Here is a 21561-nt window from a genome sequence, read left to right as displayed (position 1 = left end):
ATGGTGTACCACGATGGCGCTGAATGACCGGCTGCGCGACGCGTTGCGCGACCCGAACGCCGTGGTGCGGCTGGACGCGGCGCGCGCGGCCGCCGGCACCGGGGACCACCGGCTGGTCGAGCCGCTGCTGGAGGTGGCGCTGCGCGACACGGCCGAGGTCCGCGTGTCCGGCGGCCTGGGCGAGACGTTCGAGCACGTCGGGGACGCGGCCGCGGTCGCCCTCGGCGAGATCCTCGGGCGCCGCGGCGGCATCGACACCCGGGTCGCGCTGGCCGTGGAGGACCTGCGCTGCGACGACGACCGGGTCGCCACCCTGCTGTACTACCTGGGCCCCCGCTACGAACCGCTGCGCCAGCGCCTCGAGCACCACGAGCAGCCCCGGCTGCGGCTGCGGGCGGCCCGGGCGGTGCTGTCCATCAACCGGACCGCCGAGTTCGCCGCGCGGCTGCTCAACGACCCGTCGCCGCTGCTGCGCCTGGAGGGCCTGCAGGCGCCCGCGCACGTCCGCGACGACGGGGTGTGCCTGCGGCTGATGCGCCTCGACGCCGACCCGCGGGTGCGCGCCGAGGCGGCGATGCTGCTGCGGTTCAGCGGCGCCGGCGTCGAGCCGTTCGCCACCGCCGCGCGCACCGAGCGTGACCCCGCGGTGCGGGCCGCGCTGGTGGCCTGCCTGGCCCACCGCCGCCGCGACCCGGAGGCGGTGCGGGCGATCGCCGGGCTGCTCGGCGACCCCGGGGTGGCGGTCCGGCGGGCGGCCGCCGAGGCGTTGCGCGACGCCACCGACCCGGTCGCCGGGACGGCCATCGGGCTGCGGGTCCTGGCCGAGCCCGACGACGAGACCCTGGCCGCCCTGCTGCGCTACCGCGGCCTGCTCGACGACGCGCCGGAGTTGCGGCCCCTCATCGAGCGCCTGCACCGGTACGCGAACTTCGACGACGACCGCCGCGCGCTCGGCGCCCTGCTCAACGCCCGCACCCGCGCCACGGAGCCGGCCGGGTTCAGCGCCGACGGCCGGATGCTGCGCGCGGTGCTGCGCCAGGCCGCCGACGCGCTCGGCTCCGACCCGCTGCGCGACTGGCTCGACGACCCCGCCCGGCCGCTCCCGGTCGGTTCGCCGGAGGTCGAGGAGTGCGTGCAGGCGTGGTCGTCGCTGGACCCGGAGCGAGCGCTGAACGCGGGGGAGCACGCGGCGTACACGGCCGCCATCGCCGACCCCGCCTACGCCGCCCCGGACCCGGTCCGCGGCCCGACCACCGCCGCCCGCCGCGCCCTGGAACTGACCCGGATCGCGCACGTGCTCACCGCCCGGCTGCTCGCCGCCGGGGCCGAGCCGCCGCCGGCCGCGCCGATCCAGCGCCTCGTCCTGCCGGGGGAGAACCCGATCGAGGCGCTGCGCTCGGTGCTGTCGGTCGCCGAGTGCCGGCGGGCGAAGAACGTGGCCTGGCTGCGGCTGCTCATGCGCCCGGCCGACGAGACCTGGTACCTGGAGCAGCTGCGCGGGGCGGGCCTGCCCGAGGACCAGGTGACCGACTGGCACGTCGAGGTGGCCGCGACCGCCGCCGAGGGCCGCCGCACGACGGGCTACCGCTGACCGCTCGCTCTACTGTGGACGCCGGGGTCAGTCGGCCACGCGGGGCATGACCGGGCGCAGGCGCTGTACCGTGGCGGCCAGGGCTTCTCCGAAGAGCGGGTCGGTCCAGGCGGCGTCCTCGAGGGCCTGCACGATGCGCCGCCGGGTGCCCACCGTCGGTGTCGGTGACGCGGCGGACTCCCGCTCCAGGGTGACCAGCGCCGGGTCGTCCTCCAGCTTCGCCCGCACCAGGCCGGCCAGTCCCCGCAGCTGCTCCTCGATCGCGGGCTCGGCCTCCTGCGCCTGCCCCCGGTCGAACAGGTGCGACGCCAGCCAGCCCACCGCGAGTTCCACCATCGTCACGACGAATACCTTCGCACATTCACCGGCCGTCAAGAATGGCCGCGAACCGCTCCTCGGCGAGGTCGAGGTGGCGAGCGATGTGTTGTTTCACCAGCCGTGACAGAGGTGTGTCGGGCCGCGCGACGAGTTCGCGCAGCACGGGGACCATGGGGCGATATTTGGTGGCCAGCCGCTCGACTTTCGGTCCCGTGGTATGGATCACACCGACGCCGTTGTCGGTGAAATCGGACAGCTTGATGACCCGCGCCCACGGCTCGCCGTCGAGACTGGTCCTGACGTGCTCGCGGTACTGCTCGTGCTTGTCGTATGACGGGTCGTACTCGGGGTTGGTGACGGCCTCGACGAGCCGCGCGACGCGATCGCCGAACCGCTTCGCGAGCTCCGCGACCGCCTCCTCGGTGCTCGCGCCGTCCTTCCCGGCGAGGGCGTCCGGATGGTCCTCGACCGTGTCGTGCAGGACGGCGGCCGCGATCACGTCCACGTCGGACACCTCGTAGTGGTGCATGATGCGGATCGCGACGCGCAGCAGGTGGTTGACGTACGGCTCGCGCACCCGCCGGTCCTCCCGGTGCAGCTCACCGGCCAGGTCCAGGGCGGCGGCGAGCCGGTCGCGGTCGGGCGGGGCGAAGCGCTGGATCTCCAGGCGGTAGCGCTCGCGCAGGCCGGGCTCGCCATAGATCTCGGTGATCGCGTGCAAGGGCATCGTGCCGATGTACGTCGGGAACTCCATGGACAAGCATTATCAGCCGCTACGATCCCGGACATGAACCGCCGTCACCTTCGCTGGATCGTGCCCGCCGCCACCGTCGTCGTCGCCTCGGTGGTCGCGGTCGTGCTCGTGACCCAGGTCGGTGGCAGCGCGGCGTGCGCGGCCGGCGGTTCCGCCTCCTACTACACGGCCGGGCGCAACGGGATGTGCAACCTCGGCACGCCGGCGGAGGGCGCGTACGCGGCGGTCGGGAAGGCGGAGTACGCGGGCGGCAAGGGCTGCGGCACCCTGCTCGACGTGACCGGCCCGAACGGCACCGCCCGCGTGCAGGTGGTGGACCTGTGCCCGAGCTGCCCGGCCGGGAAGATCGACCTGGGCAAGGGCGCGTTCCAGCGGATCGGCTCGCTCAGCGCCGGGGTCATCTCGGTCTCCTACACCACGGTCCGCGACCCGGAGGTCGGCCCGCTGCGCGTGAAGGTCAAGGGCGGCCAGGGCTACTCGTCGCTGAGCGTGGTCGTCGACCATCACGGCAACCCGCTGTCCACTGTGGAGCTGTCCCGGGGCGACGGCTTCGTCGCCTTGCGCCACGGCGAGGACAACACCTGGACGGGGCCCTCGGGCCTCGATGGCACCGTCGCGCTGAGGATTGCCGATGTGTACGGCCATCAGGCGCTCGTCTCCGGCCTCGCCCTCGGCCAGAGTGATTTCCAGCAGACGACGCAGCTGCTGTACGGCGGGCCGTCCCCGTCGCCCTCGGTGGCCCCGTCCACTGTGGAGTCCTCGGCCGCGGCCTCGGCGGCCCCTTCCGTGGTCCCGGCCGGCGTGGGGACCACGGCACCTCCGGTGCGCTGCTAGATCGCGCTCTCGATCAGCTTGACGGTCGCGCGCGGGTCGTCGACCTCGATGACCAGGCGCGCATAGCGCTCGTCGGCCAGCTCGATCACGACCGCCTTGCGCGCGTCGTGCACGTCCCAGAACACCTTCTCCCCGTCGAGGTGGAACGTGCCGGCGGTGATGACGTTCGGGATGTACGCCCCCGGCGTCCGGATCCCCTTCGGCTCGTGCGCGATCCCGGCGTCGGCGGTCGCCCCGCGGACGTTGGCGAGCGGTATCGCCAGGCGGCTCTTGAGCGCCCAGAGCTTGTCGAGCCCCTCGATCTCCACGACGAGGGTGTCCCCGTCGATGTTCACGGTCGCCATCTACTGCTCCCCGGTGTCGATGCGGGCCCGCAGCCGCGCGCCCAGTGTCCTGTCGGTCTCGTCCGCCCCGAGCTCCTCGTCGAGCCGGGCCAGCGCCCCGCTGATCAGCGCCCCGACCTCCGCGTCGAGCGGTGCCTGCTCGGCCGCGGCCAGCAGCAGCAGGTCGAGGCGGTCGCCGTCGAGGAGCGCCCGGGGGTCTTCGAGATACTTGCGCAGCGCGGCCAGGTACAGCCCGCGCTTGCTGCCGAACGTCTTGTAGAGGCTGTTGCGGTGCACCCCGAGCCCGGTGACGAGGTCGTCCACGGAGAGCCCGTCGTAGGCCCGCCGGGCGAACAGCGCCACCGCCGCGCGGACCACCGCCTCCTCGTCGAATCCTCGCGGCCGTCCCATGCCCCTCACGCTAGCGCGTTCAGGAACGAACAGTCAAGAACGAACGTTCCTGTTTGAGGACGGCGAATATTGGTTACGTTGCATGGGATGGACCCCGAGGAGGCGGCCCGCGCGGCCCGCGACCCGATCGTCCGCCTGGGCGCCGAGTTCGGCGGCTCGAAGGCGTTCGGCGAGGTGGGCCGCCGCTTCCGGCTGCAACCGCTGCCGCTGTACTTCGGCGGCCGCTGCGCCGTCCTGGGCCCGGTCGACGCCGGCGTGGTGGCGGCCGCGTGCGGCTTCTTCGCCCCGCCGATGGTCCGCGAGGCGTGGCGCGACGTGCTGGCCACGCACCGCCTGCCGGGCCTGGTCGCGGCCGACGCCCGCTGCTGCGCGACGTGGGCCCGCGAGCACCTGCGGTGCCCGGATCCGCTCCGCGCCGCCGAACTGACCACGCGCGCGGTGACGGCCGCTCCCGCGCACGGCCGGGTGTTGTTCGCCGCCTGGCGCGCGGTCCCCGACCCCTACGACGACCCGATCGCCTGCCTCGGCGTCAACCTGCTGCGCCTGCGCGAACACCGCGGCGGCGGCCACCTGCTGGCGGTGCTGTCGGCCGGCCTGACCCCGCTGGACGCGATCCTGACCGGCCCGGGCGGCGAGGCGAAGGCCCTCGCGAACGGCTGGCTGCCCCCGTACCCGCCGCCACCCGCGGACGCGGTCGCCCGCCTGGCCGAGGCCGTGGCGCGCACCGATTCCCTGGCGGCGGGCGCGTTCGCGGTGCTCTCCGATGCGGAGCGGAGCGAGCTGGTCCGGCTGCTGGCCGCCACGACCGTTGCGCGGTAAGCGTTTGGTGGCGATATGTCGGGCGCTGGCGCGCCGCGACATATCGGACTTATACCCCGACGGGGGATTTGCCGATTCGTGCGCGGGCCGTGGCCGGTGCATGATCGTTTCAGCGCCACGTCAGGACCGGGTGGCACCGTCATCGGCAGCACCGCGATGCGCCCCGGGTCGGCAACCCGGCCAGCTGCCCAAATCACGGACCCGCCCGGGTCGTGTCGCGGTGCTTCACCAGCCCCGGGTGCCGGGGCCGCCCTTGATCGGGCCGGTGATGTCCGACGTGAGCCAGCCGCCGTAGAAGTCGCCGGGCTGGGCGATGACCGGCTCGCCGTCGACGGTGCACTCGTCGAGCAGCGCCGGGTAGAACGCGAGCCGGCCGCGCAGCGCCTCGTACCCGTGGGCCGGGTCCTCGTACGACCAGGCGGCGTCCGGCACGGTGAGGCCGGCGACGCCGAGATCCCAGTACGACGCGAAGCCCTTGAACTCGCAGACCGTACGCCGATGCGCCAGCGTGAGCGTGCCGTGCACGTCGTCGCGCGGGACGTAGTACACCGGCGGATGGGACGTCTCCAGCACGCGCAACGCGGCGCGGGTGTCGAACACGGTCTCACCACGGTGGCGGGCCACGATGTGCCGATCGGTCGGCTCGACCCTGGGCGGCCGCGGATAGTCCCAGACGGATTCGACGGGGCGCTGCATGCCCCCAGTCTTGCACCCGGCGGTTGTAGGGTCGCCCGACATGGAGACCGTGATCCTCGTTCCGGCCCTGGCCACCACCGCACGGCTGTGGCGGCCACAGATAGAGGCCCTGGCCGGCACCCACGAGGTCGTCGTGCCCGCGCTGCCCGGCCACGGCGCCGCCCCCGGGCCGTTCACCCTGGCCGCCGCCACCCGGACCGTCACCGCCGCCATCGACGCCGCCGCCGGCCCGGTCCTGCTCTGCGGGATCTCGCTGGGCGCGACCGTGGCCGCCCTGGCCTGCCTGGAGCGCCCGGGGCGGGTCGGACGGCTCGTGCTGTCCGGCGGCGTCGCCCATCCGCCGCCGGCCCTCGCGGTGCAGCGGGCGATCTCGGCGGTGCTGCCGATGGCCGTGCTCGCGCGGATCGCCGGGGCGCAGCAGGGGCCGGACGGTGCGGCGGACCTGCGCGCCGTCGGCAAGGGCACGTACCTGGCGGCCCTGCGCGAGCTCGCCCACCTCGACCTGCGCCCGCGCCTGGCCGGGATCGACGCGCCGACGCTGGTCGTGTGCGGGGAACGGGACCGGGTAAATCTGCCGCTGTCGCGCGAGCTGGCCGCCGGCATTCCGGGCGCTGAGCTGCGGATCATCCCCGGGGCCGGGCACCTGTGGAACCTGGAGCAGCCCGCCGAGTTCACCGACCTGTTGCGTACGAGATAGAACGTTCGGTCTTGACACTCGCGGCACGGCGAGGCATTGTCGAGTAGACAGAACGTTCTACCTCGACACGTTCTACCTCGACGCAGTACCGAAAGGATCGCCATGACCACCGTGGCCGCCCCAGGCTTGTCGACGACGGCGTCCGCCCTCCGGCGGCTCTACTTCGTCCGCTTCGGCTTCGCGATCGTCTGGGCGGCGGTGATGATCCCGCTGGCCAAGGATCTCAACCCGCTCACCACCGCGCTGCTCGTGCTCTACCCGCTGTTCGACGTGGCCGCCGCCGTCGTCGACGCGCGGGCGTCGCGGTCCACCGGATCGCCGGTCCTGCTCTATGTGAACATCGCGATCAGCCTGCTCGCCGCGATCGGCCTGGCCTTCGCCGGCGCCTCCGGCGTCCCGGCCGTCCTGCGGGTGTGGGGCGCGTGGGCGGTCGTGGCCGGCCTGGTCCAGCTGGCGGTGGCCCTGCCGCGCCGCCGGCTGGGCGGGCAGTGGCCGATGATCATCAGTGGCGGCATCTCCGTGCTGGCCGGCGGATCGTTCATCGCGGCCGCCGCGGCCGACGACCCGGCGCTGACCAACGCGGTCGGCTACGCCATCCCCGGCGCCATCTTCTTCCTCATCGCCGCCATCCGCCTCGGCCGCGCCGCGAAGGGCAACTGACATGGGAACCACCTACGACGTCGTGGTCATCGGCGCGGGACCGGTCGGGGAGAACGTCGCCGACCGGGTGGTGCGGGGCGGCCTGACCGCCGCGATCGTCGAGCGCGAACTGGTCGGCGGCGAGTGCTCCTACTGGGCGTGCATGCCGACCAAGGCGTTGCTGCGCAGCGCGAGCGCACTGCGGGCGGCCCGCGCACTGCCCGGCGCCCGGGAGGCCGTGACGGGCGAGCTCGACGCGGCCGCCGTGCTGCGCCGCCGGGACGGGTTCGCATCCGGCTGGAAGGACGACGGACAGGTGGCCTGGCTCGATTCGGCCGGGATCCATTTGTACCGCGGGCAGGGCCGGATCAGCGCCGCCCGTACCGTCGAGGTGACCGGGGAGGACGGCACCGCCACCACCCTCACCGCCCGGCACGCGGTCGTCGTCGCGACCGGCAGCGGCGCCCTGCTCCCGGACGTCCCCGGCCTGCGCGAGGCGGCCCCGTGGACGAGCCGCGAGGCGGCCGCCGCCCGGGCGGTCCCCGGCCGGCTGGCGATCATCGGTGGCGGGGTGGTGGCCGCCGAGATGGCGACCGCGTTCGCGAGCCTCGGCGCGGCGGTGACGGTCCTGGCCCGCGACGGCGTCCTGCACCAGGCCGAGCCCTTCGCCGGCGAGCGCGTCACGCAGTCGCTGCGGGACGCCGGGGTCACCGTGCACATCGGTGCCGAAGCCGCATCGGTACGCCGGGACGCCGCCGGCACCGTGCACGTCACGCTGACCGACGGCACGGCGGTCGAGGCCGACGAGGTCCTGGTGGCGATCGGCCGCGTGCCGAACACCCAGGACATCGGGCTCGACCGGATCGGCCTCAAGCCCGGCGGCTGGCTCACCGTCGACGACACGCTGCGGGTCCTCGGCGAGGACGGCGCGCCGGTCGGCGACGGCTGGCTCTACGCGGCCGGGGACGTCAACCGGCGGGCGCTGCTGACGCACCAGGGCAAGTACCAGGCCCGCGCGGCCGGCGACGTCATCGTGGCGCGGGCCGTGGGCGGGACGGTCGAGGACGGCCGGTGGGGCCGGCACGCCGCCACCGCCGACGAACGGGCGGTACCGCAGGTGGTCTTCACCGACCCGGAGGTCGCCTCGGTCGGGCTGACCGCGGCCGCCGCCGAGGCCGCCGGGCTGCGGATCCGGGTCGTCGACCACGACCTGGCGGGTGTCGCCGGCGCCGCGCTGCACGCCGACGGCTACCAGGGGCACGCCCGGATGATTGTCGACGAGGACCGGCGTGTCGTCGCCGGCGTCACCTTCGTCGGCCCGGACGTCGCGGAACTGCTGCACGCGGCCACGGTCGCGGTCGCGGGTGAGGTTCCGCTGGACCGGTTGTGGCACGCCGTCCCGGCGTACCCGACGGTCAGCGAGGTCTGGCTGCGCCTGCTCGAGGCGTACGGCCGCTGACGGGCCCGCCTCTCGCGGGCCCGCACACAACACACGAGGAGAGCTTCATGCCCACCAAGATCACGCTCATCATCGGCAACCCCGCCGACCCGGACGAGTTCGAGAAGGCCTACGCCGAGGTGCGGCGGGCCGCGGAGACGTTTCCGAAGCTGCGGCGGGTCGAGTCGGCCAAGGTGTGGCCGAAGGAGGACGGCACCGCCACCCCGGCGTACCGCACCCTCGACCTCTACTTCGACAGCTACGAGGACGCCTCCGCCGCCGTCGCCACCCCGGCCGCCGGCGCCGTCTTCGGCGGCCTCCAGGCGACGGAGGTGACGCTCACCGGGCTGTTCTCGGACATCGAGTAGCCCTCGAGGGTCATCTGACCGATGCCGGACCGGCGGCCGCCGCACACGATTGATCGTGGCCGCCGGTCCGGCGGCCGTGGAGAGCGAGGACGGACAGCATGCGAGTGGTCATGATCGCGCCGCCCGGCGCGGGCAAGGACACGCAGGGCGGCCTGGTCGCCGCCCATTTCGGCATTCCCCGGGTGGTGATCGGCGACGTGCTGCGCGGTCACGTCGCCCGGCGCACGGACCTGGGCCGCGCGATCCGGGCCCACCTCGACCGGGGCGAGCTCGTCCCCGACGAGATCGTCCTGCGGCTGGCCCGCGAGGCGCTGATCGACACCAGGCGCCTGGGCGGCGGGATCGTCATCGACGGCGTGCCCCGCACGGTCGCGCAGGCCCAGGCGGGCTACGAACAGGCGCGGGAGCTGGGGATGGCCGCGGACGTCGCCCTGCACCTGGAGGCCGACGACCGGGAACTCACCCGGCGGCTGCTGGCCCGGGCGGAGCGCGAGCACCGCAGCGACGACACCGAACCCGTCATCCGGCGCCGGCTGGAGCTCTACCACGAGGTGACGCACCCGATCGTGGAGTGGTACCGGAAGCGACGCATCCTGATCTCGGTCGACGCGATGCGCCCGATCCCGGAGGTCGGCCGCGACGTGCTCGCCGCCCTCGAAGCGGCCTGACGCGCCGCCCGTACCATGGCGGCCTTTTTCCGTCAGGAGGACGGGCGGGCCGCGTGCGTCTCGACGAGGCCGTCGACGCCGCGCAGGAACGTCTCGCAGATGCGGTCCGGGTCGAAGAGGCACCCGGCGGCCATGGCGCCGTCGCGGAGCATGACGAAATGCTGCGCGGCCGGCCCCGCCTCGCTCGGGTGGATGCGCGCCATCAACGTGTGGATGGTGTCGAGGAACCACTGCCGGTGGGCGAGGACGGCCTGGTGCACGGGGTTCGCCGGATCGGGGTACTCGGCGACGGCGTTGAGGAAGGCACAGCCCCGGAAGCCCGGCGTCCGGATGTTCTGGGCGATGCCCGCGGCGATGGCCCGCACGATGTCCGTGGCCGGCCGCTCGGCGGCCACGGCCTCGTCGACCTGGCCGCGGATGGCCTGGTCGACGCCCTGCAGGTAGGCCAGGACGAGGTCCTCCTTGCCGGGGAAGTGCCGGTAGAACGTGGCCCGGGTCACCTGCGCCTCGGCGATGACCCGGTCGACGCCGACCGAGTGGATGCCCTCGGCGTAGAAGACGGCGGTGGCCGCGGCGAGCAGCCGCTGCCGCGCCTCGGACGGCCGGGTCTCGGTGTCACTGGGAGCCATCCGACCATCGTAGCGACAGAACGTTCGGTCTCGCACCCCCGAGTGCAGCGCGGCACCGGCAGCGGTCAGGAGCCCAGCGCGTCGCGCAGCGCGGCCCGGGAGGCGATGCCGAGCTTCGGGAAGATCCGCCGCAGATGGGCCCCGACGGTGCGGTGGGACAGGTGCAGCCGCTCGCCGATCTGCTTGTTGGTCAACCCGGTCGCGGCCAGCGTGGCGATCTGGCGTTCCTGTCCGGTGAGGGCGCTGCCACCGCCCGCCGCGGGGCCGGCGGCGATCCCGGTCGCGCGCAGTTCGTGGTGCGCCCGCGTGGCCCAGGGCCGGGCGCCCAGCCGGTCGAGGGTCTCCGCGGCCGCGCGCAGGTGCAGCCGGGCGCGGGCGGTGTCCCGGCCCCGGCGCAGCCACTGGCCGAAGGCGAGCTGGATGCGGGCCTGCTCGAACGGCCACCGTCCGGCCTCCGGCAGCGCCAGCGCCGCCTCGAACAGCCCGCCGGCCCGCTCGTCGCCGGCCGCCAGCGCCGCGGCCCCGGCCGTGATGAGCGCGGTCCGGGTGGAGATCCGGTCGATGCCCGCCCGTTCGGCGGCGGCGACGTGCGCGCGGGCCTCGGCGGTCCGCCCGGTCCGCACGGCCGCCTCGACCAGGTCCAGCAGCGTCCAGCGGCCCGGAACGCCGGCGTTGGGGCCGCCGGGCGGGGTGATCCGGGAGGCCTGCGCGTACGCCGCCTCGTAGTCGCCCCGGCCCAGCGCCATGAGCACGCGGGTGTGCCCGGCGGACTCGTGGGTCATCCCGACGCGCCGCGGGGCCGCCCAGGTCGTGACCTCGTCGAGGATCCGCGCCGGCTCGGCGTTCCCGCGGCCGGCCGCGATGTACGCCAGCGAGACGCGGTGCTGGCCCTCCAGGAGGTGGTAGCGGTGCGCCGTCGCCAGGTCCAGCCCTTCCCGGGCCATCGCCTCGGCCTCGTCCCACTGCCCGCGCCCGTACGAGTCCAGGCAGAGCAGCAGCAGCCCGGCGACGACCAGGGTGACCGCCCCGCCGTCGCGTTCGCGTTCGACCATCCGCCGTACCACATATCGGTATTCGGCCAGGGCATCCATCGCGGCGGCCGCGTGCGCGAGCGGCAGGACCTGCCAGGGCGGCACGTCGGCGGGCAGCGCCGCGAACGCGTCCGCGAGGCCCGCCCGCACCGTGCCGGCGGTGCGGGCCGGGTCGACGAAGGCCTGGTGGCAGAGCCGGAACGGGGCGACGGTGTCCGCGGCGAAGCGGTCCAGGGCCGCGTCGAGCAGCGCCCACCGCTCGGGCCGGGCGCCGTACACCCCGATGAGCAGCAGCGTGAGCAGGATCCCGTGGGCGTCCCAGGTGCCGGGGGCCTCGCCGACGTCGTCCAGCGCCCGGGCCAGCAGGTGGTTGGCCGCGTCGACGTCGCCCTCGACGGCGCTCAGCAGGTGGGCGGTCGCGGCGAGGACGAGGCCGGAGGGGCGGTCGGCCGCGGCCACCAGCCGCGGTACCTCGTCGAACTGACCCGTCATGGTCGCCAGGAACGCGGCCTCGGCCAGGCGGCGGGACCGGTCGGCCGGGTGCGGGCTCAGCTCACCGGCCCGGACCAGCGCGGCCACCGCGACGGACAGCGCCTCGTGCCGCCAGGCGGCCAGCGCGGCCTCGTGCAGCGCGCCGGCGACGCCCTCGTCCGGCGCCGCCGTCGGCACGACCGCCGAGCGCAGCAGCGGCAGGCCGGCGTCGGCGTCGGCGTGCAGGGCGGCCAGCAGCAGCTGTTCGCGGGCCGGTGCCGGCAGGGCCCGCAGCCGTCCGGTCACCCAGGCCCGCAGCCGCCGGTTGAGGGGCAGGAACGCCGGGAGCGGGTCCCGGCCGGAGCGCTGCCCCTCGGTGAGCGACGCGGGCAGTTCCTCCAGCACCAGCGGGATGCCGGCCGCCTCGGTCAGCACCCGCCGCCGTACGGGCGGGGCCAGGTCCGGATGCCGGGTGTCCAGCAGCCGGGCGGCCGGCTGCTCCGCGAGGGGCCCGATCTCCCGCTCGGGCAGGCCGGCCTGGTCGAGCGGGCCGCCGGCGCCGGTGCGGGCGGCGGCGAGCCACCGGATCGGATCGTCGCCGGTACGGCGCACGCAGAACCCCAGGACGGTGGCGCTGGCCGGGTCGATCCACGGCACGTCGTCGAGCAGCACCAGCAGCGGTCGCTCGGTGGCCGCCGCGCGCAGCAGGGCGTGCACGGCCGCCGCGATGACCAGCGGCCGCGGCGGCGGTCCGGCCCCGAGCCCGAGGACGTGCGCGAGGGCGTCGCGGTGCCGTCCGGCGAGACGATCGCCGAGGAGGCGCAGCGGGGAGACCAGTTGATGCAGAGCCGAGAAGCTCATCTGGTACTCGAACGGCGCCCCGGACACCCACAGCACCCGCGTCCCGGCCGCCCCGGCCCGCGCCGCCGCCGCCCGCAACAGGGCGGTCTTGCCGACGCCCGGGTCACCGCGCAGCACCAGGCCCGGACCGCCCCGGCTCCGCCCGGCGAGCAGCGCGTCGATCCGGTCCAGGTCGCCCGCGCGGACCTCGATGTCCACGGCATCAAGCCTGCCACCTGCGCGAGTAGACAGTGTCTACGCCGATGCGGTAGACACTGTCCGTGCATGACGAAGCGGGGCTGCGGGAACGGCTGGTGCGGGCCGGGGCCGAGCTGGTGGCGCAGGAGGGCTCGGCCGCCGTGTCGCTGCGGGAGATCGCGCGGCGGGCCGGGGTGTCGCACGGGGCGCCGCGCCGGTACTTCCCGGCGCACGTCGACCTGCTCTCCGCCATCGCCCGGGTCGGGTTCGCCGACTTGACGGCGCGGCTGCGGGAGGTGGGGGAGGACGGCCCGGCCCGGGAGCGGCTGGCCGGCCTCGCCCGGGCCTATGTGACGTTCGCGCGGGAGCACCGCGGGATGTACGAGCTGATGTTCCGCCACGACCTGCTGCGCTCCGACCGGCTCGGGCTGCGCGAGACCAGCCTGCCGCTGTTCGGGACCCTCGCGCTCCTGCTGGCCGAGGCGCGCGGCGAGACGACCCCGGCGGTCACGGCGGCGGGCGCGTTCTGGGCCAACCTCCACGGGATCGTGCAGCTCTGGCTGTGGGGCAGCCTCCCGCTCGCCACCGGCCAGGACGACCTCGGCCCCCTGGTCGACGCCGCCCTCGACGCCCACACCACCCGGCGGGACGCATGACGCCGGTGCTGTATCGCTTGGTCCGGGCGACCGCCGGGCGGGCCCTGCGCGTCGGGTGGCGGCCCACCGTCCACGGCCTGGACCACATCCCGGCCGGCGGGGCGGTCCTCGCCGGCAACCACCTGTCGGTCGCCGACGAGCTGTTCCTCGGCGCCGTGGTGCCGCGGCACATCGCGTTCTGGGCCAAGGCCGAGTACTTCCGCGGCCACCGCCTCGCCGGCGCGCTCGTCCGGGGACTCGGGGCCATCCCGGTCGAACGCGGCGGCGGGCGGGCGGTGCTCAGCGCGTTCGACGGGGCCGTGCCCGTGCTGCGCGCCGGTGGGCTCGTCGCCGTGTTCCCGGAGGGGACCCGGTCACCGGACGGGCGGCTGTACCGGGGCCGCACCGGCGCCGTCCGCCTCGCCCAGCAGGCCGGGGTGCCGATCGTGCCGTTCGGGGTGACCGGGACCGACGCCGTGCAGCCGATCGACGCCCGCTGGCCGCGCCGGGTGCCGGGGGCCGAGATCACGTTCCGGTTCGGCGCCCCGGTCGACGTGGCCGGCGGCTCGGTACGCGCGGCCACCGACGAGGTGATCCGGCACATCGCCGCGCTCAGCGGGCAGGAGTACGTGCCCGCCTACGCGCCGCTGCTCCGTCTCGGGCGATAGCCGGCAATCACAGACGGCGGACGGTTTCCGCGTCCTCGGCGCCCGAGTAGTAGCGGTCCAGGACCCGGGCGAAGCGGTTCTCCGCCGGGTCCGCGTGCGCGAACAGCGTCATCGACGAGCGCAGCTTCATCGCGTCCGTCTCGCCGAAGATGCCCACGGCGGTGTGCGTCCCGTCGCCCAGCAGCGCGTCGGTGCACTCGAGCAGGCGCGGGCCCAGCACCGGATGCTGCAGGTAGGCCCGCGCCTCGTCGAGGGAGCCGATGGCGTACCGCTGCGCCATCGAGCTGCGCCCGAGGCCCTGGATCTGCGGGAAGACGAACCACATCCAGTGGCTGCGCTTGTTGCCGTCCTTGAGCTCGGCGAGCGCGTGGTCGTACGAGTGCTCCTGCGCCTCGACGAACCGGGACAGCTGGTACGGATCCTCCATGAACCCAGCTTAATCGTCGAACTGCGCGGTCAGCTCGGCGATCCGCCCGGCCGACCAGCGCAGCCGCAGCGAGCCCGAGCCGCCGGCGGTCCACGCCACCCGGGCCACGTCCTCGTCGCCGTCGGACTCGACCGAGGTGACGGTGAGCGTGTCGTTGGGCGGCGCGACCGCGTACGCGGCCTCGATGGCGGCCCGGCCCTCGTACGGGCTGCCGGGGTCGCCCTCGATGCGCATGGTCGCGCCGTCCGCGAACCGGTCCAGGTAGCCGGCCCAGTCGCCGGTGCGGACGCCCTCGTTGAACAGCCGGCACTGGTCCAGCACTCGTTCAGCCATGCCGAAGGTGTACCACCGCCATCGACGAAAGTCACTCCGAAGGGGCCGGCGGCGGCTGGGTGGGATCGACACCGGCGAGGAAGTTCCGGCACTGCCCGGCGATCCGCCCGGCACCGATCGCCTCGGACCAGCGCAGCACCTCGGTCGCGAGGGCCACCGCGCCCGCCTCGTCGCCCGCGTCGCGGGCCAGCACGGCCAGCAGGATCTGCTGCGACAGCGTCCCCGCCACCATGCCCATCGCCGCGCCGGCCGAGGTCGCGTCCCGCCACCGGGCCAGGGCGTCGGCGTGGTCGCCCGCGTCGTGGTCGTGGTCGCCGAGGTGCCGTTGCGCCTCGCGCCGCAGCAGCGGGTCGTCGCCGGAGTTGGCCAGCGCGATCTCGTAGTGGGCGGGGGCGTCGACCCGTTCCTCGAGGACGTTGTCGTACACCAGCCCGAGGTACATGTGCGCCCATCCCAGCCGCCGCGCGTCCGGCGCCGAGTCCACGAACCGCTGACCCTCCTCGCGCAGGAAGGGCGCGTGCTGCCGGAGGTGGGCATAGTAGGTAGACCGGAAGCGGGCGAACTCCAGGTCCCACCGGCCCAGGTCGTCCAGCGCATCGGCGTCCACCTTGGACAGCCGGGCGGCGCCTTCGTCGTTTCCGTTGTACCACACGGAATCCACGGCGATCTCGGCCGCCGCGAGGGCGATCCGCGCGCCCGCGCCACGGCCCTCGGCGGTCTGCGGCAACCGGGCGGCGGCCGCGTCGAGCAGCCCCGTGGCCTGCTCCCACCGCGCCCCGAGGGCCAGTCCCCGGGCCGCCCCAACGAGCTCATCCAGCGTCATCATGCGGCCGACGGTAGTAATCCCAAAAACTATCCACAAGAAAACTACTTTCGGACCGATGTCGGGCCGGCGGAGCGCCCGACATGTCGTCCAACTGGCAGAGTAGGCAACCGTGGAAGACGAAGCCGATCGGCACGTGGACGTCTGGACCCGCGAGCTCGACACCCTGGATCCCCTGGCCGAAGCCATCTTCGTCCGGCTGGCCATCCTCGCGAGGCACCAGCAGCAGCGCCGGCGCGAGGTCCTGGCGGCCGGCGGCATGCAGCGCTGGCAGTTCAAGGTCCTGCTCATCCTGCGCCGCCACGGCCCGCCCTACACCGCCAGCCCGTCGGAGATCGCCGACCACCTGGGCCTGACCCGCGGCGCCCTGTCCGCCCGCCTCGCCGCCATCGAAGCGGCCGGCTGGATCGTGCGCGACGGCGACGAGCAGGACCGGCGCCGGGTCCACGTGCGGCTCACCGACGCCGGTCACGAGCAACTGCTGCGCCACCTCGGCGACGAGGAGCGCGGCGAGTCGGTCCTGCTCGCGCCGCTCTCGCGGCGCGAGCGTCAGACCCTCGCGAACCTGCTGCGCAAGATGGTGCTGGCTACCGGAATGGCGGCTAGTGCACCCGTTTCCCGGGCGGGGGTGAAGACGAGCGGGGGAAGGACGCCAGGCCCGATCGTGCCGTAGCGTCGGTTCTGCTGCTTCCTGACGCCCCGGGGCCGCGCCGCTAACGGAGCGAACGAAGTACGAGCCCCGAACTGGGCTTGGCCCGGCAATAGCCTGCCGTATGTCGGGAACTCCAGCCGCAGACCGAGGTCATGAGAACCAAGCGGGTGCGCAGGACGAATTCTACCGGTGCTGATGCCTTCGCGTGCTGCCATGTCAATTGGTACGGTGCGCCGGTGCAGCTCCGTTACAACTTCCGGATGTACCCGAATGCCAGTCAGCGCGCAGCGCTGGCTCGGGCGTTTGGATGTGCTCGGGTGGTGTTCAACGACGGGTTGCACGCACGGCAGCAGGCGCGGGCCGAGGGACTGCCGTACATCTCGGACGGAGACTTGTCCAAGCAGGTCATCACCCAGGCCAAGGCGACCCCGGAGCGGGCGTGGCTGGGTGAGGTCTCGTCGGTCGTGCTGCAGCAGGCCCTCGCTGATCTGAACATGGCGTACCGCAACTTCTTCGCCTCGATCACGGGCAAGCGCAAGGGCCGCAAGGTCGCGCCGCCCCGCTTCCGGTCCCGCAAGGACGGCCGGCAGGCCATCCGGTTCACCAGGAACAGCAACTTCAAGCTCCTCGACGACGGTCGGCTGCGGCTGCAGAAGATCGGCAATGTGGAGGTGCGTTGGTCCCGGAGGCTGCCCTCAGACCCGTCCTCCGTGACGGTCGTGAAGGATGCAGCCGGGCGGTACTTCGCCTCGTTCGTCGTGCAGACCACGGACGAACCGTTACCTGAGGTGGATTCCGAGGTGGGCATCGACCTTGGGCTGACGTACTTCGCGGTCATGTCGGACGGTACGAAGATCGCGGCGCCGAAGTTTCTGCGCCGCGCGGTGCGCAAGCTCAAACGGCTGCAACAAGCCGTCTCGCGCAAGCAGCGGGGCAGTCAGAACCGCGCGAAGGCCGTGGTGAAGGTCGCGCGGATGCACGCGCGGGTGGCCGACACCCGGCGGGACTGGCAGCACAAGCTGTCCACGGCGATCATCCGCGACAACCAAGCGGTGTATGTCGAGGACCTGTGCGTCGTCGGTCTCGGCCGGACGCGGCTCGCCAGGAGCGTCCACGACGCGGCGTGGGCCAGCTTCACCGCGATGTTGCAGTACAAGGCCGCCCGCTGGGGGCGGACCTTCGCGAAGATCGACCGGTTCGCGCCCACGTCCCAGAGGTGTTCGGTGTGCGCCCGGCTCGACGGACCCAAGCCGCTGTCCGTCCGGTCGTGGACCTGCCTTTGCGGGGCGGTCCACGACCGGGATGTCAATGCGGCGCTCAACGTGTTGGCCCAGGGACGCTGGGACAACTCAAACGCCTGTGGAACGCGGGTAAGACCGGCACGTGTGCCGGCGCCTCGGCCGGCCTCGCGCCGAGAAGCAGGAATCCGCCCCCACGCCGCGTGTTCCACACGCAGCGTGGGGGGAATCTCCGTTCTCTAGTGCGGAGCGAACGTCAATTCCACGTCGCCGTGATGGTCTGCGGCGACGTACCGGTGTTCAGCGTCCGGTTCGCGCCGCTCTCCCAGGTGATCGAGCCGTCGGTGTTCTTCTTGATGAACTTGTACTCCACCGCGGTGTTGGCCGGCATCGCCACCGTCGCCGACCAGATCGGGTAGTTCGCCGACGACAGGGCGACCGCGCTCGCCGTGTTCCACGAGCCCAGGGCCGGGATCGAGCCGACGACGAACACGTTCTGCCCGAACGTCGTGGTCACGGTGGCGTTGAACGTCACCGACGGGCTCGACGTCGACGAGCCGTTCCAGGTCGTACTGACCGTGCCGCTGCCCGACGCCGGCACCGTGTACGTGTGGTTGTTCCCCGGCTCCCACGTCACCGTGCCCGAACCGGTCCTGGTGATGAACTTGTACTCGATCGCCGTACCGGCGGGCAGGGAAACCGTTGCCGTCCAGTTGCCGCCGCTCGCCGTCATGGGCACCGCGTTCGCCGTGTTCCAGGAACCGAGCTGGGCAACCGAGCCGACCAGGTAGACCGGGTTGCCGGTGGGCGCGCCAGAAACCGTGAAGGAAACACCGGACGGGTTTGCCGTGGGGGTTGCCGTGGGGGTTGCCGTGGAGCCGCCGGAGACCCGGGCGCCGGCGTGGATGGCGACCGCGTCCTTCGCGCCGACGCCGACCGTGGCCTGGCCGCTGCCGTTCACCGTGACCGTCGGGCCCGAGCACGTCGCGGCGGCCGCGTTGTAGTCGCCGTGGATGACGTCGCAGTAGACGCCCGCGGGCAGGCCGGTGCTGAAGGTGCGCGACCCGACCGCCGAGCCGCCGTTGTTGATGGAGATCCAGCCGTTGGTACCGCGGGAGAAGGCGATCGCGTTCGCCCCGTCCGACCACCAGTTGCCGACCGTGGTGTCCGCCCGCGTCGCGTTGTGGAAGCCCACCATGTTCTTGATCGCGCGCTGCCGGTGCTGGCACTCCCAGCCGCTGCCGCACGTGACGGCGCTGACGTAGCCACTGGCGTTCGCCGGCGGCGAGGCGTCGTTGTTGGAGAACGTGAACGAGCTCATGACGTTCGGGGTGCCGAAGTTCCAGGCGAGCATGAACACGCTCGCGAGCGTGTCGGTGGCGCCGTTCTTGTAGGACAGCGTCGATCCGTTGCGCTCGGTGTCGTGGTTGGACACGAACGCCGTGGACTTCGCGCTGGGTTCCAGGCCCCAGGAGGTACCGAACGATTGCAGGTTGGCAATGCTCCCGGTGAACTGGTTCTTGAGGTTGGTGGCGTAGTTGAACTCCAGCACGCCGCCGACGCCCTCGTAGGCGGCCGGGGCGAGGCTGCCGGAGCCGCCGGGGATGACCTCCTGCGCCCAGTAGACGCTCTGGTTGGTCAGCTTGCCCTTGATGGCGGCCAGGTCGGCGGGCGGCATGTGCTTGGCCGCGTCGACCCGGAACCCGTCGACGCCGACCGAGATGAGGTCGTTGAGGTAGCCGGCGATCTTCGTGCGCACGTAGTCGGTGCCGGTCTTGAGGTCCGACAGCCCGACGAGCTGGCAGTTCCAGACCTCGGTGGCGTTGTTGTAGTCGTGGATCTGATTGTCGGACTGCGGGCAGTCGGCCGGGTTGAAGTGGAAGTCCGACGAGCTGTAGCCGGCGCTGGGGTAGCTGTAGTTGTTGGTGAAGGTCGCGCCGCCGTACGAGGTGGTGCTGGCCTGGTTGGCGCCGGTCATGTGGTTGACGACCGCGTCGACGTAGACCTTCACGCCCGCGTTGTGGCAGGCCGTGACCATGCTCTGGAACTGGGCGCGGGTGCCCATGCGGCTGTTGAGGTCGTAGGCGGCGGGCTGGTAGATGTCCCACCACGGGTGGCCGGCGACGCTGATCGAGTCCTCCGGCGGGGCGACCTGCACGGCGCCGTAGCCGGCCGGGCCGAGCACGTTCGTGCACTCGGTGGCGATCGACGTCCAGGGCCAGAGCCAGAGATTGGCGATGACATCGTTGCTGCCGACGGCAGCCTCGGCCTTGCGGCCGCCCGTCAGCAGCGGCACGGTCAGCGCCGCACACAGGACGAGGCCGCCGACTGCGGCCAGGGTTCTCTTCAGGGACACGCGCACGAGGGCCTCCGGAATGGCGGTAGCGGAGCCGGGCGGGAATGGAATTGACGCTGAGCTTCGGCCCCGCTGAAACCCTCTGTCAAGGACCTTGCAAAGATTGCCCGGAGACAACCGTTCACAAGGCCCTTGAACTGCGGAAATGATTAGGAAGATCTGGCAGTTCTTGCAAAGATCCACACGGCGGTGTCGGCCGGAAGCGCACCGCCGTCGATGGGACGGCTGGCCAGGACGACCTCGGAATCGGGCATGTCCGGCAACGTGCAGGCCGTGCGTGAAAGGTTCACGACGCAGCGCAGCCCGTCGCGGGAGAAGTCCAGCACGCCGTCGGGGCTCTCGTGCCAGCGCAGCGGTCCGGTCAGCGAGCGGCGCAGGCGCAGCGCCTCGCGGTACAGCTCCACAGTGGACGACCGGTCGGCCGCGAGCTCCGCGAAGGCCGGCGGCTGCGGCAACCACGCGGCGCCGGTGGGGGAGAAGCCGAACGCGGGTGCCGCCGCCCGCCACGGGATCGGCACGCGGCAGCCGTCGCGGCCCGGATCGGTGCCGCCGGAGCGGAACCACACCGGGTCCTGCCGGGCGTCGTCGGGCAGGTCGAGCACCTCGGGCAGGCCCAGCTCGTCGCCCTGGTACAGGTACGCCGACCCCGGCAGCGCCAGCATCAGCAGCGCCGCCGCGTTGGCCCGCTCGAGGGAGCCCAGGCGCGTCACGTGCCGGCGCACGTCGTGGTTGGACAGCACCCACGTCGTCGGCGCGCCCACCGACTCGGCGGCGTGGATGCACGAGTCGATGCTCGCCCGCACGGCCGCCGGGTCGGCCCAATTGGCCTGCAGGAACTCGAAGTTGAACGCCTGGTGCAGCTCGTCCGGCGCGGTGTAGCGGGCCAGCCGCTGCGCCGTCGACGCCCAGGCCTCGGCCACCGCCATCCGCTCGCCCGGGTACGAGTCCAGGATCTTCCGCCACGCCTTGTGGATCTCGTGCACGCCGTCCTGGTCGAAGTACGGCAGCACCCGCCGCCCGAGCAGCCCGATCTGGCCGGTCAGCCCGGCCGCCGGGTATCCGGCCGCCTTGACCATGCCGTGCGCCACGTCGACCCGGAAGCCGTCGACGCCGCGGTCGAGCCAGAACCGCAGCACGTCCTCGAACTCGACCCGCACGTCGGGGTTGTCCCAGTTCAGGTCCGGCTGGGCCGGGTCGAACAGGTGCAGGTACCACTCGCCGTCCGGCACCTGGGTCCAGGCCGGGCCGCCGAACACGGACTCCCAGTCGTTCGGGGGCAGACCGTCCGGGGTCGGCGGGCGGAAGTGGTAGCGCTGGCGGGCCGGATCGCCTGGAAGACTTTGCAGCGCTTGCGTGAACCAAGCGTGTTCGCTCGACGTGTGGTTCGGTACCACATCGATGATCACCCGCAGCCCGAGGGCGTGCGCGTCGGCCAGCATCGCGTCGAAGTCGGCCAGGGTGCCGAAGCTCGGGTCGACGTCGCGGTAGTCGGCCACGTCGTAGCCGCCGTCGACCATCGGGGAGCGGAAGAACGGGGTTAGCCAGATCGCGTCGACGCCCAGGTCACGCAGGTGCGGGAGGCGTTCGCGCAGGCCGATCAGGTCGCCGACCCCGTCGCCGTCGCCGTCGGCGAAGCTGCGGACGTAGACCTCGTAGATGACGGCGGTGCGCCACCAGGTTGCAGGCATGGCAAAGGAGCCCTTC

24 protein-coding genes are annotated in these 21561 nt (G+C 73.2%); 12 read left to right on the top strand and 12 right to left on the bottom strand.

The genetic code is table 11. The features are described from left to right. Nucleotides 1–13: 13 nt before the first annotated feature. The gene (locus ACQP00_RS27485; protein ID WP_433199716.1) at nucleotides 14–1591 is read left to right on the top strand and encodes a HEAT repeat domain-containing protein; all 1578 of its coding nucleotides are present in this window, start codon (nucleotides 14–16) and stop codon (nucleotides 1589–1591) included. A 27-nt stretch (nucleotides 1592–1618) separates the two neighbouring features. Here the strand turns inward: ACQP00_RS27485 and ACQP00_RS27480 are convergent, their stop codons facing one another. Together ACQP00_RS27480 and ACQP00_RS27475 are read right to left on the bottom strand one after the other, a co-directional pair. After that, a complete protein-coding gene (locus tag ACQP00_RS27480) occupies nucleotides 1619–1933 on the bottom strand; it encodes a hypothetical protein (protein ID WP_433199713.1) in 315 nt (104 codons plus the stop codon). 19 nt (nucleotides 1934–1952) lie between these two features. Next, the gene (locus ACQP00_RS27475) at nucleotides 1953–2663 is read right to left on the bottom strand and encodes an HD domain-containing protein (protein WP_433199710.1); all 711 of its coding nucleotides are present in this window, start codon (nucleotides 2661–2663) and stop codon (nucleotides 1953–1955) included. A 33-nt stretch (nucleotides 2664–2696) separates the two neighbouring features. On the opposite strand from ACQP00_RS27475, the gene ACQP00_RS27470 reads away from it, so the two are divergent. Next, entirely contained in the window at nucleotides 2697–3497 is an 801-nt protein-coding gene (locus ACQP00_RS27470; protein ID WP_433199707.1) for an expansin EXLX1 family cellulose-binding protein, read from the top strand. On the opposite strand, the gene ACQP00_RS27465 is transcribed toward ACQP00_RS27470, so the two are convergent. Both ACQP00_RS27465 and ACQP00_RS27460 read right to left on the bottom strand, forming a co-directional pair. Beyond that, nucleotides 3494–3841: a hypothetical protein gene (locus ACQP00_RS27465; protein WP_433199704.1), complete on the bottom strand. Its 348-nt coding sequence runs from the start codon at nucleotides 3839–3841 to the stop codon at nucleotides 3494–3496. The two genes, ACQP00_RS27470 and ACQP00_RS27465, sit on opposite strands and share 4 nt — an antisense overlap. After that, entirely contained in the window at nucleotides 3842–4231 is a 390-nt protein-coding gene (locus ACQP00_RS27460) for a TetR/AcrR family transcriptional regulator (RefSeq protein WP_433199701.1), read from the bottom strand. An 87-nt stretch (nucleotides 4232–4318) separates the two neighbouring features. On the opposite strand from ACQP00_RS27460, the gene ACQP00_RS27455 reads away from it, so the two are divergent. Beyond that, complete coding sequence (locus ACQP00_RS27455; protein WP_433199699.1) at nucleotides 4319–5050, top strand: SCO6745 family protein; 732 nt, start codon at nucleotides 4319–4321, stop codon at nucleotides 5048–5050. 225 nt (nucleotides 5051–5275) lie between these two features. Here ACQP00_RS27455 and ACQP00_RS27450 read toward each other — a convergent pair whose 3' ends face one another. Then, nucleotides 5276–5746: a DUF427 domain-containing protein gene (locus ACQP00_RS27450; RefSeq protein WP_433199696.1), complete on the bottom strand. Its 471-nt coding sequence runs from the start codon at nucleotides 5744–5746 to the stop codon at nucleotides 5276–5278. Between the two features lie 40 nt (nucleotides 5747–5786). Between ACQP00_RS27450 and ACQP00_RS27445 the strand changes: the two genes are divergently transcribed. The 5 genes from ACQP00_RS27445 to ACQP00_RS27425 all read left to right on the top strand — a co-directional run bounded on the left by ACQP00_RS27445 (nucleotide 5787) and on the right by ACQP00_RS27425 (nucleotide 9556). Continuing rightward, nucleotides 5787–6443, top strand: coding sequence for an alpha/beta fold hydrolase (locus ACQP00_RS27445; RefSeq protein WP_433199693.1), 657 nt, complete (start codon nucleotides 5787–5789; stop codon nucleotides 6441–6443). A gap of 102 nt (nucleotides 6444–6545) precedes the next feature. Beyond that, entirely contained in the window at nucleotides 6546–7103 is a 558-nt protein-coding gene (locus tag ACQP00_RS27440) for a hypothetical protein (protein ID WP_433199690.1), read from the top strand. Nucleotide 7104: 1 nt separating this feature from the next. Further along, on the top strand, nucleotides 7105–8541 hold the full coding sequence (locus ACQP00_RS27435; RefSeq protein WP_433199687.1) for a dihydrolipoyl dehydrogenase family protein: 1437 nt from the start codon (nucleotides 7105–7107) through the stop codon (nucleotides 8539–8541). Nucleotides 8542–8588: 47 nt separating this feature from the next. Continuing rightward, nucleotides 8589–8888 (top strand): hypothetical protein, encoded by a 300-nt coding sequence (locus ACQP00_RS27430; protein ID WP_433199684.1) that lies wholly within the window; start codon nucleotides 8589–8591, stop codon nucleotides 8886–8888. Nucleotides 8889–8986: 98 nt separating this feature from the next. Beyond that, nucleotides 8987–9556: an adenylate kinase gene (locus tag ACQP00_RS27425; RefSeq protein WP_433199681.1), complete on the top strand. Its 570-nt coding sequence runs from the start codon at nucleotides 8987–8989 to the stop codon at nucleotides 9554–9556. A 32-nt stretch (nucleotides 9557–9588) separates the two neighbouring features. Here ACQP00_RS27425 and ACQP00_RS27420 read toward each other — a convergent pair whose 3' ends face one another. Together ACQP00_RS27420 and ACQP00_RS27415 are read right to left on the bottom strand one after the other, a co-directional pair. After that, complete coding sequence (locus tag ACQP00_RS27420) at nucleotides 9589–10185, bottom strand: TetR/AcrR family transcriptional regulator (RefSeq protein WP_433199679.1); 597 nt, start codon at nucleotides 10183–10185, stop codon at nucleotides 9589–9591. A gap of 65 nt (nucleotides 10186–10250) precedes the next feature. Next, on the bottom strand, nucleotides 10251–12746 hold the full coding sequence (locus ACQP00_RS27415; RefSeq protein ID WP_433199676.1) for an AAA family ATPase: 2496 nt from the start codon (nucleotides 12744–12746) through the stop codon (nucleotides 10251–10253). 62 nt (nucleotides 12747–12808) lie between these two features. Between ACQP00_RS27415 and ACQP00_RS27410 the strand changes: the two genes are divergently transcribed. Next, nucleotides 12809–13381 carry a TetR/AcrR family transcriptional regulator gene (locus ACQP00_RS27410; protein ID WP_433199673.1) on the top strand — a complete coding sequence of 191 codons (573 nt, stop codon included), beginning with the start codon at nucleotides 12809–12811 and terminating at the stop codon, nucleotides 13379–13381. After that, entirely contained in the window at nucleotides 13378–14028 is a 651-nt protein-coding gene (locus ACQP00_RS27405) for a lysophospholipid acyltransferase family protein (RefSeq protein WP_433199670.1), read from the top strand. The genes ACQP00_RS27410 and ACQP00_RS27405 overlap by 4 nt, the downstream gene beginning before the upstream one ends. A 7-nt stretch (nucleotides 14029–14035) precedes the next feature. Here ACQP00_RS27405 and ACQP00_RS27400 read toward each other — a convergent pair whose 3' ends face one another. The 3 genes from ACQP00_RS27400 to ACQP00_RS27390 are packed head-to-tail and all read right to left on the bottom strand — an operon-like array spanning nucleotide 14036 to nucleotide 15614. Continuing rightward, the gene (locus tag ACQP00_RS27400) at nucleotides 14036–14455 is read right to left on the bottom strand and encodes a DUF1810 domain-containing protein (protein WP_433199667.1); all 420 of its coding nucleotides are present in this window, start codon (nucleotides 14453–14455) and stop codon (nucleotides 14036–14038) included. A gap of 9 nt (nucleotides 14456–14464) precedes the next feature. Continuing rightward, nucleotides 14465–14788, bottom strand: coding sequence for a nuclear transport factor 2 family protein (locus tag ACQP00_RS27395; protein ID WP_433199664.1), 324 nt, complete (start codon nucleotides 14786–14788; stop codon nucleotides 14465–14467). Between the two features lie 31 nt (nucleotides 14789–14819). Beyond that, a complete protein-coding gene (locus tag ACQP00_RS27390; RefSeq protein WP_433199661.1) occupies nucleotides 14820–15614 on the bottom strand; it encodes a hypothetical protein in 795 nt (264 codons plus the stop codon). 109 nt (nucleotides 15615–15723) lie between these two features. On the opposite strand from ACQP00_RS27390, the gene ACQP00_RS27385 reads away from it, so the two are divergent. Together ACQP00_RS27385 and ACQP00_RS27380 are read left to right on the top strand one after the other, a co-directional pair. Next, nucleotides 15724–16284, top strand: a complete 561-nt coding sequence (locus tag ACQP00_RS27385) for a MarR family winged helix-turn-helix transcriptional regulator (protein ID WP_433199658.1) — start codon at nucleotides 15724–15726, stop codon at nucleotides 16282–16284. 215 nt (nucleotides 16285–16499) lie between these two features. Next, on the top strand, nucleotides 16500–17744 hold the full coding sequence (locus tag ACQP00_RS27380; RefSeq protein ID WP_433199655.1) for an RNA-guided endonuclease InsQ/TnpB family protein: 1245 nt from the start codon (nucleotides 16500–16502) through the stop codon (nucleotides 17742–17744). 13 nt (nucleotides 17745–17757) lie between these two features. Here the strand turns inward: ACQP00_RS27380 and ACQP00_RS27375 are convergent, their stop codons facing one another. After that, on the bottom strand, nucleotides 17758–19857 hold the full coding sequence (locus ACQP00_RS27375) for a carbohydrate-binding module family 20 domain-containing protein (protein WP_433199652.1): 2100 nt from the start codon (nucleotides 19855–19857) through the stop codon (nucleotides 17758–17760). A 149-nt stretch (nucleotides 19858–20006) separates the two neighbouring features. Continuing rightward, complete coding sequence (locus tag ACQP00_RS27370; protein ID WP_433199649.1) at nucleotides 20007–21545, bottom strand: glycoside hydrolase family 13 protein; 1539 nt, start codon at nucleotides 21543–21545, stop codon at nucleotides 20007–20009. Between the last annotated feature and the right edge of the window lie 16 nt (nucleotides 21546–21561).

Source organism: Dactylosporangium sp. CS-047395, from assembly GCF_050942185.1.
Classification (GTDB): Bacteria; Actinomycetota; Actinomycetes; order Mycobacteriales; family Micromonosporaceae; genus Dactylosporangium.
The sequence above is the reverse complement of the archived record's forward strand: the minus strand, read 5'-3'. Positions and strand labels throughout refer to the sequence as shown.

Coding starts and splice junctions, on each gene's coding strand:
- ACQP00_RS27440 (WP_433199690.1), top strand. CDS start 6,546: ATGACCACCGTGGCCGCCCCAGGCTTGTCGACGACGGCGTCCGCCCTC.
- ACQP00_RS27455 (WP_433199699.1), top strand. CDS start 4,319: ATGGACCCCGAGGAGGCGGCCCGCGCGGCCCGCGACCCGATCGTCCGC.
- ACQP00_RS27425 (WP_433199681.1), top strand. CDS start 8,987: ATGCGAGTGGTCATGATCGCGCCGCCCGGCGCGGGCAAGGACACGCAG.
- ACQP00_RS27460 (WP_433199701.1), bottom strand. CDS start 4,231: ATGGGACGGCCGCGAGGATTCGACGAGGAGGCGGTGGTCCGCGCGGCG.
- ACQP00_RS27395 (WP_433199664.1), bottom strand. CDS start 14,788: ATGGCTGAACGAGTGCTGGACCAGTGCCGGCTGTTCAACGAGGGCGTC.
- ACQP00_RS27465 (WP_433199704.1), bottom strand. CDS start 3,841: ATGGCGACCGTGAACATCGACGGGGACACCCTCGTCGTGGAGATCGAG.
- ACQP00_RS27445 (WP_433199693.1), top strand. CDS start 5,787: ATGGAGACCGTGATCCTCGTTCCGGCCCTGGCCACCACCGCACGGCTG.
- ACQP00_RS27475 (WP_433199710.1), bottom strand. CDS start 2,663: ATGGAGTTCCCGACGTACATCGGCACGATGCCCTTGCACGCGATCACC.
- ACQP00_RS27390 (WP_433199661.1), bottom strand. CDS start 15,614: ATGATGACGCTGGATGAGCTCGTTGGGGCGGCCCGGGGACTGGCCCTC.
- ACQP00_RS27400 (WP_433199667.1), bottom strand. CDS start 14,455: ATGGAGGATCCGTACCAGCTGTCCCGGTTCGTCGAGGCGCAGGAGCAC.
- ACQP00_RS27405 (WP_433199670.1), top strand. CDS start 13,378: ATGACGCCGGTGCTGTATCGCTTGGTCCGGGCGACCGCCGGGCGGGCC.
- ACQP00_RS27420 (WP_433199679.1), bottom strand. CDS start 10,185: ATGGCTCCCAGTGACACCGAGACCCGGCCGTCCGAGGCGCGGCAGCGG.
- ACQP00_RS27485 (WP_433199716.1), top strand. CDS start 14: ATGGCGCTGAATGACCGGCTGCGCGACGCGTTGCGCGACCCGAACGCC.
- ACQP00_RS27470 (WP_433199707.1), top strand. CDS start 2,697: ATGAACCGCCGTCACCTTCGCTGGATCGTGCCCGCCGCCACCGTCGTC.
- ACQP00_RS27435 (WP_433199687.1), top strand. CDS start 7,105: ATGGGAACCACCTACGACGTCGTGGTCATCGGCGCGGGACCGGTCGGG.
- ACQP00_RS27450 (WP_433199696.1), bottom strand. CDS start 5,746: ATGCAGCGCCCCGTCGAATCCGTCTGGGACTATCCGCGGCCGCCCAGG.
- ACQP00_RS27430 (WP_433199684.1), top strand. CDS start 8,589: ATGCCCACCAAGATCACGCTCATCATCGGCAACCCCGCCGACCCGGAC.
- ACQP00_RS27370 (WP_433199649.1), bottom strand. CDS start 21,545: ATGCCTGCAACCTGGTGGCGCACCGCCGTCATCTACGAGGTCTACGTC.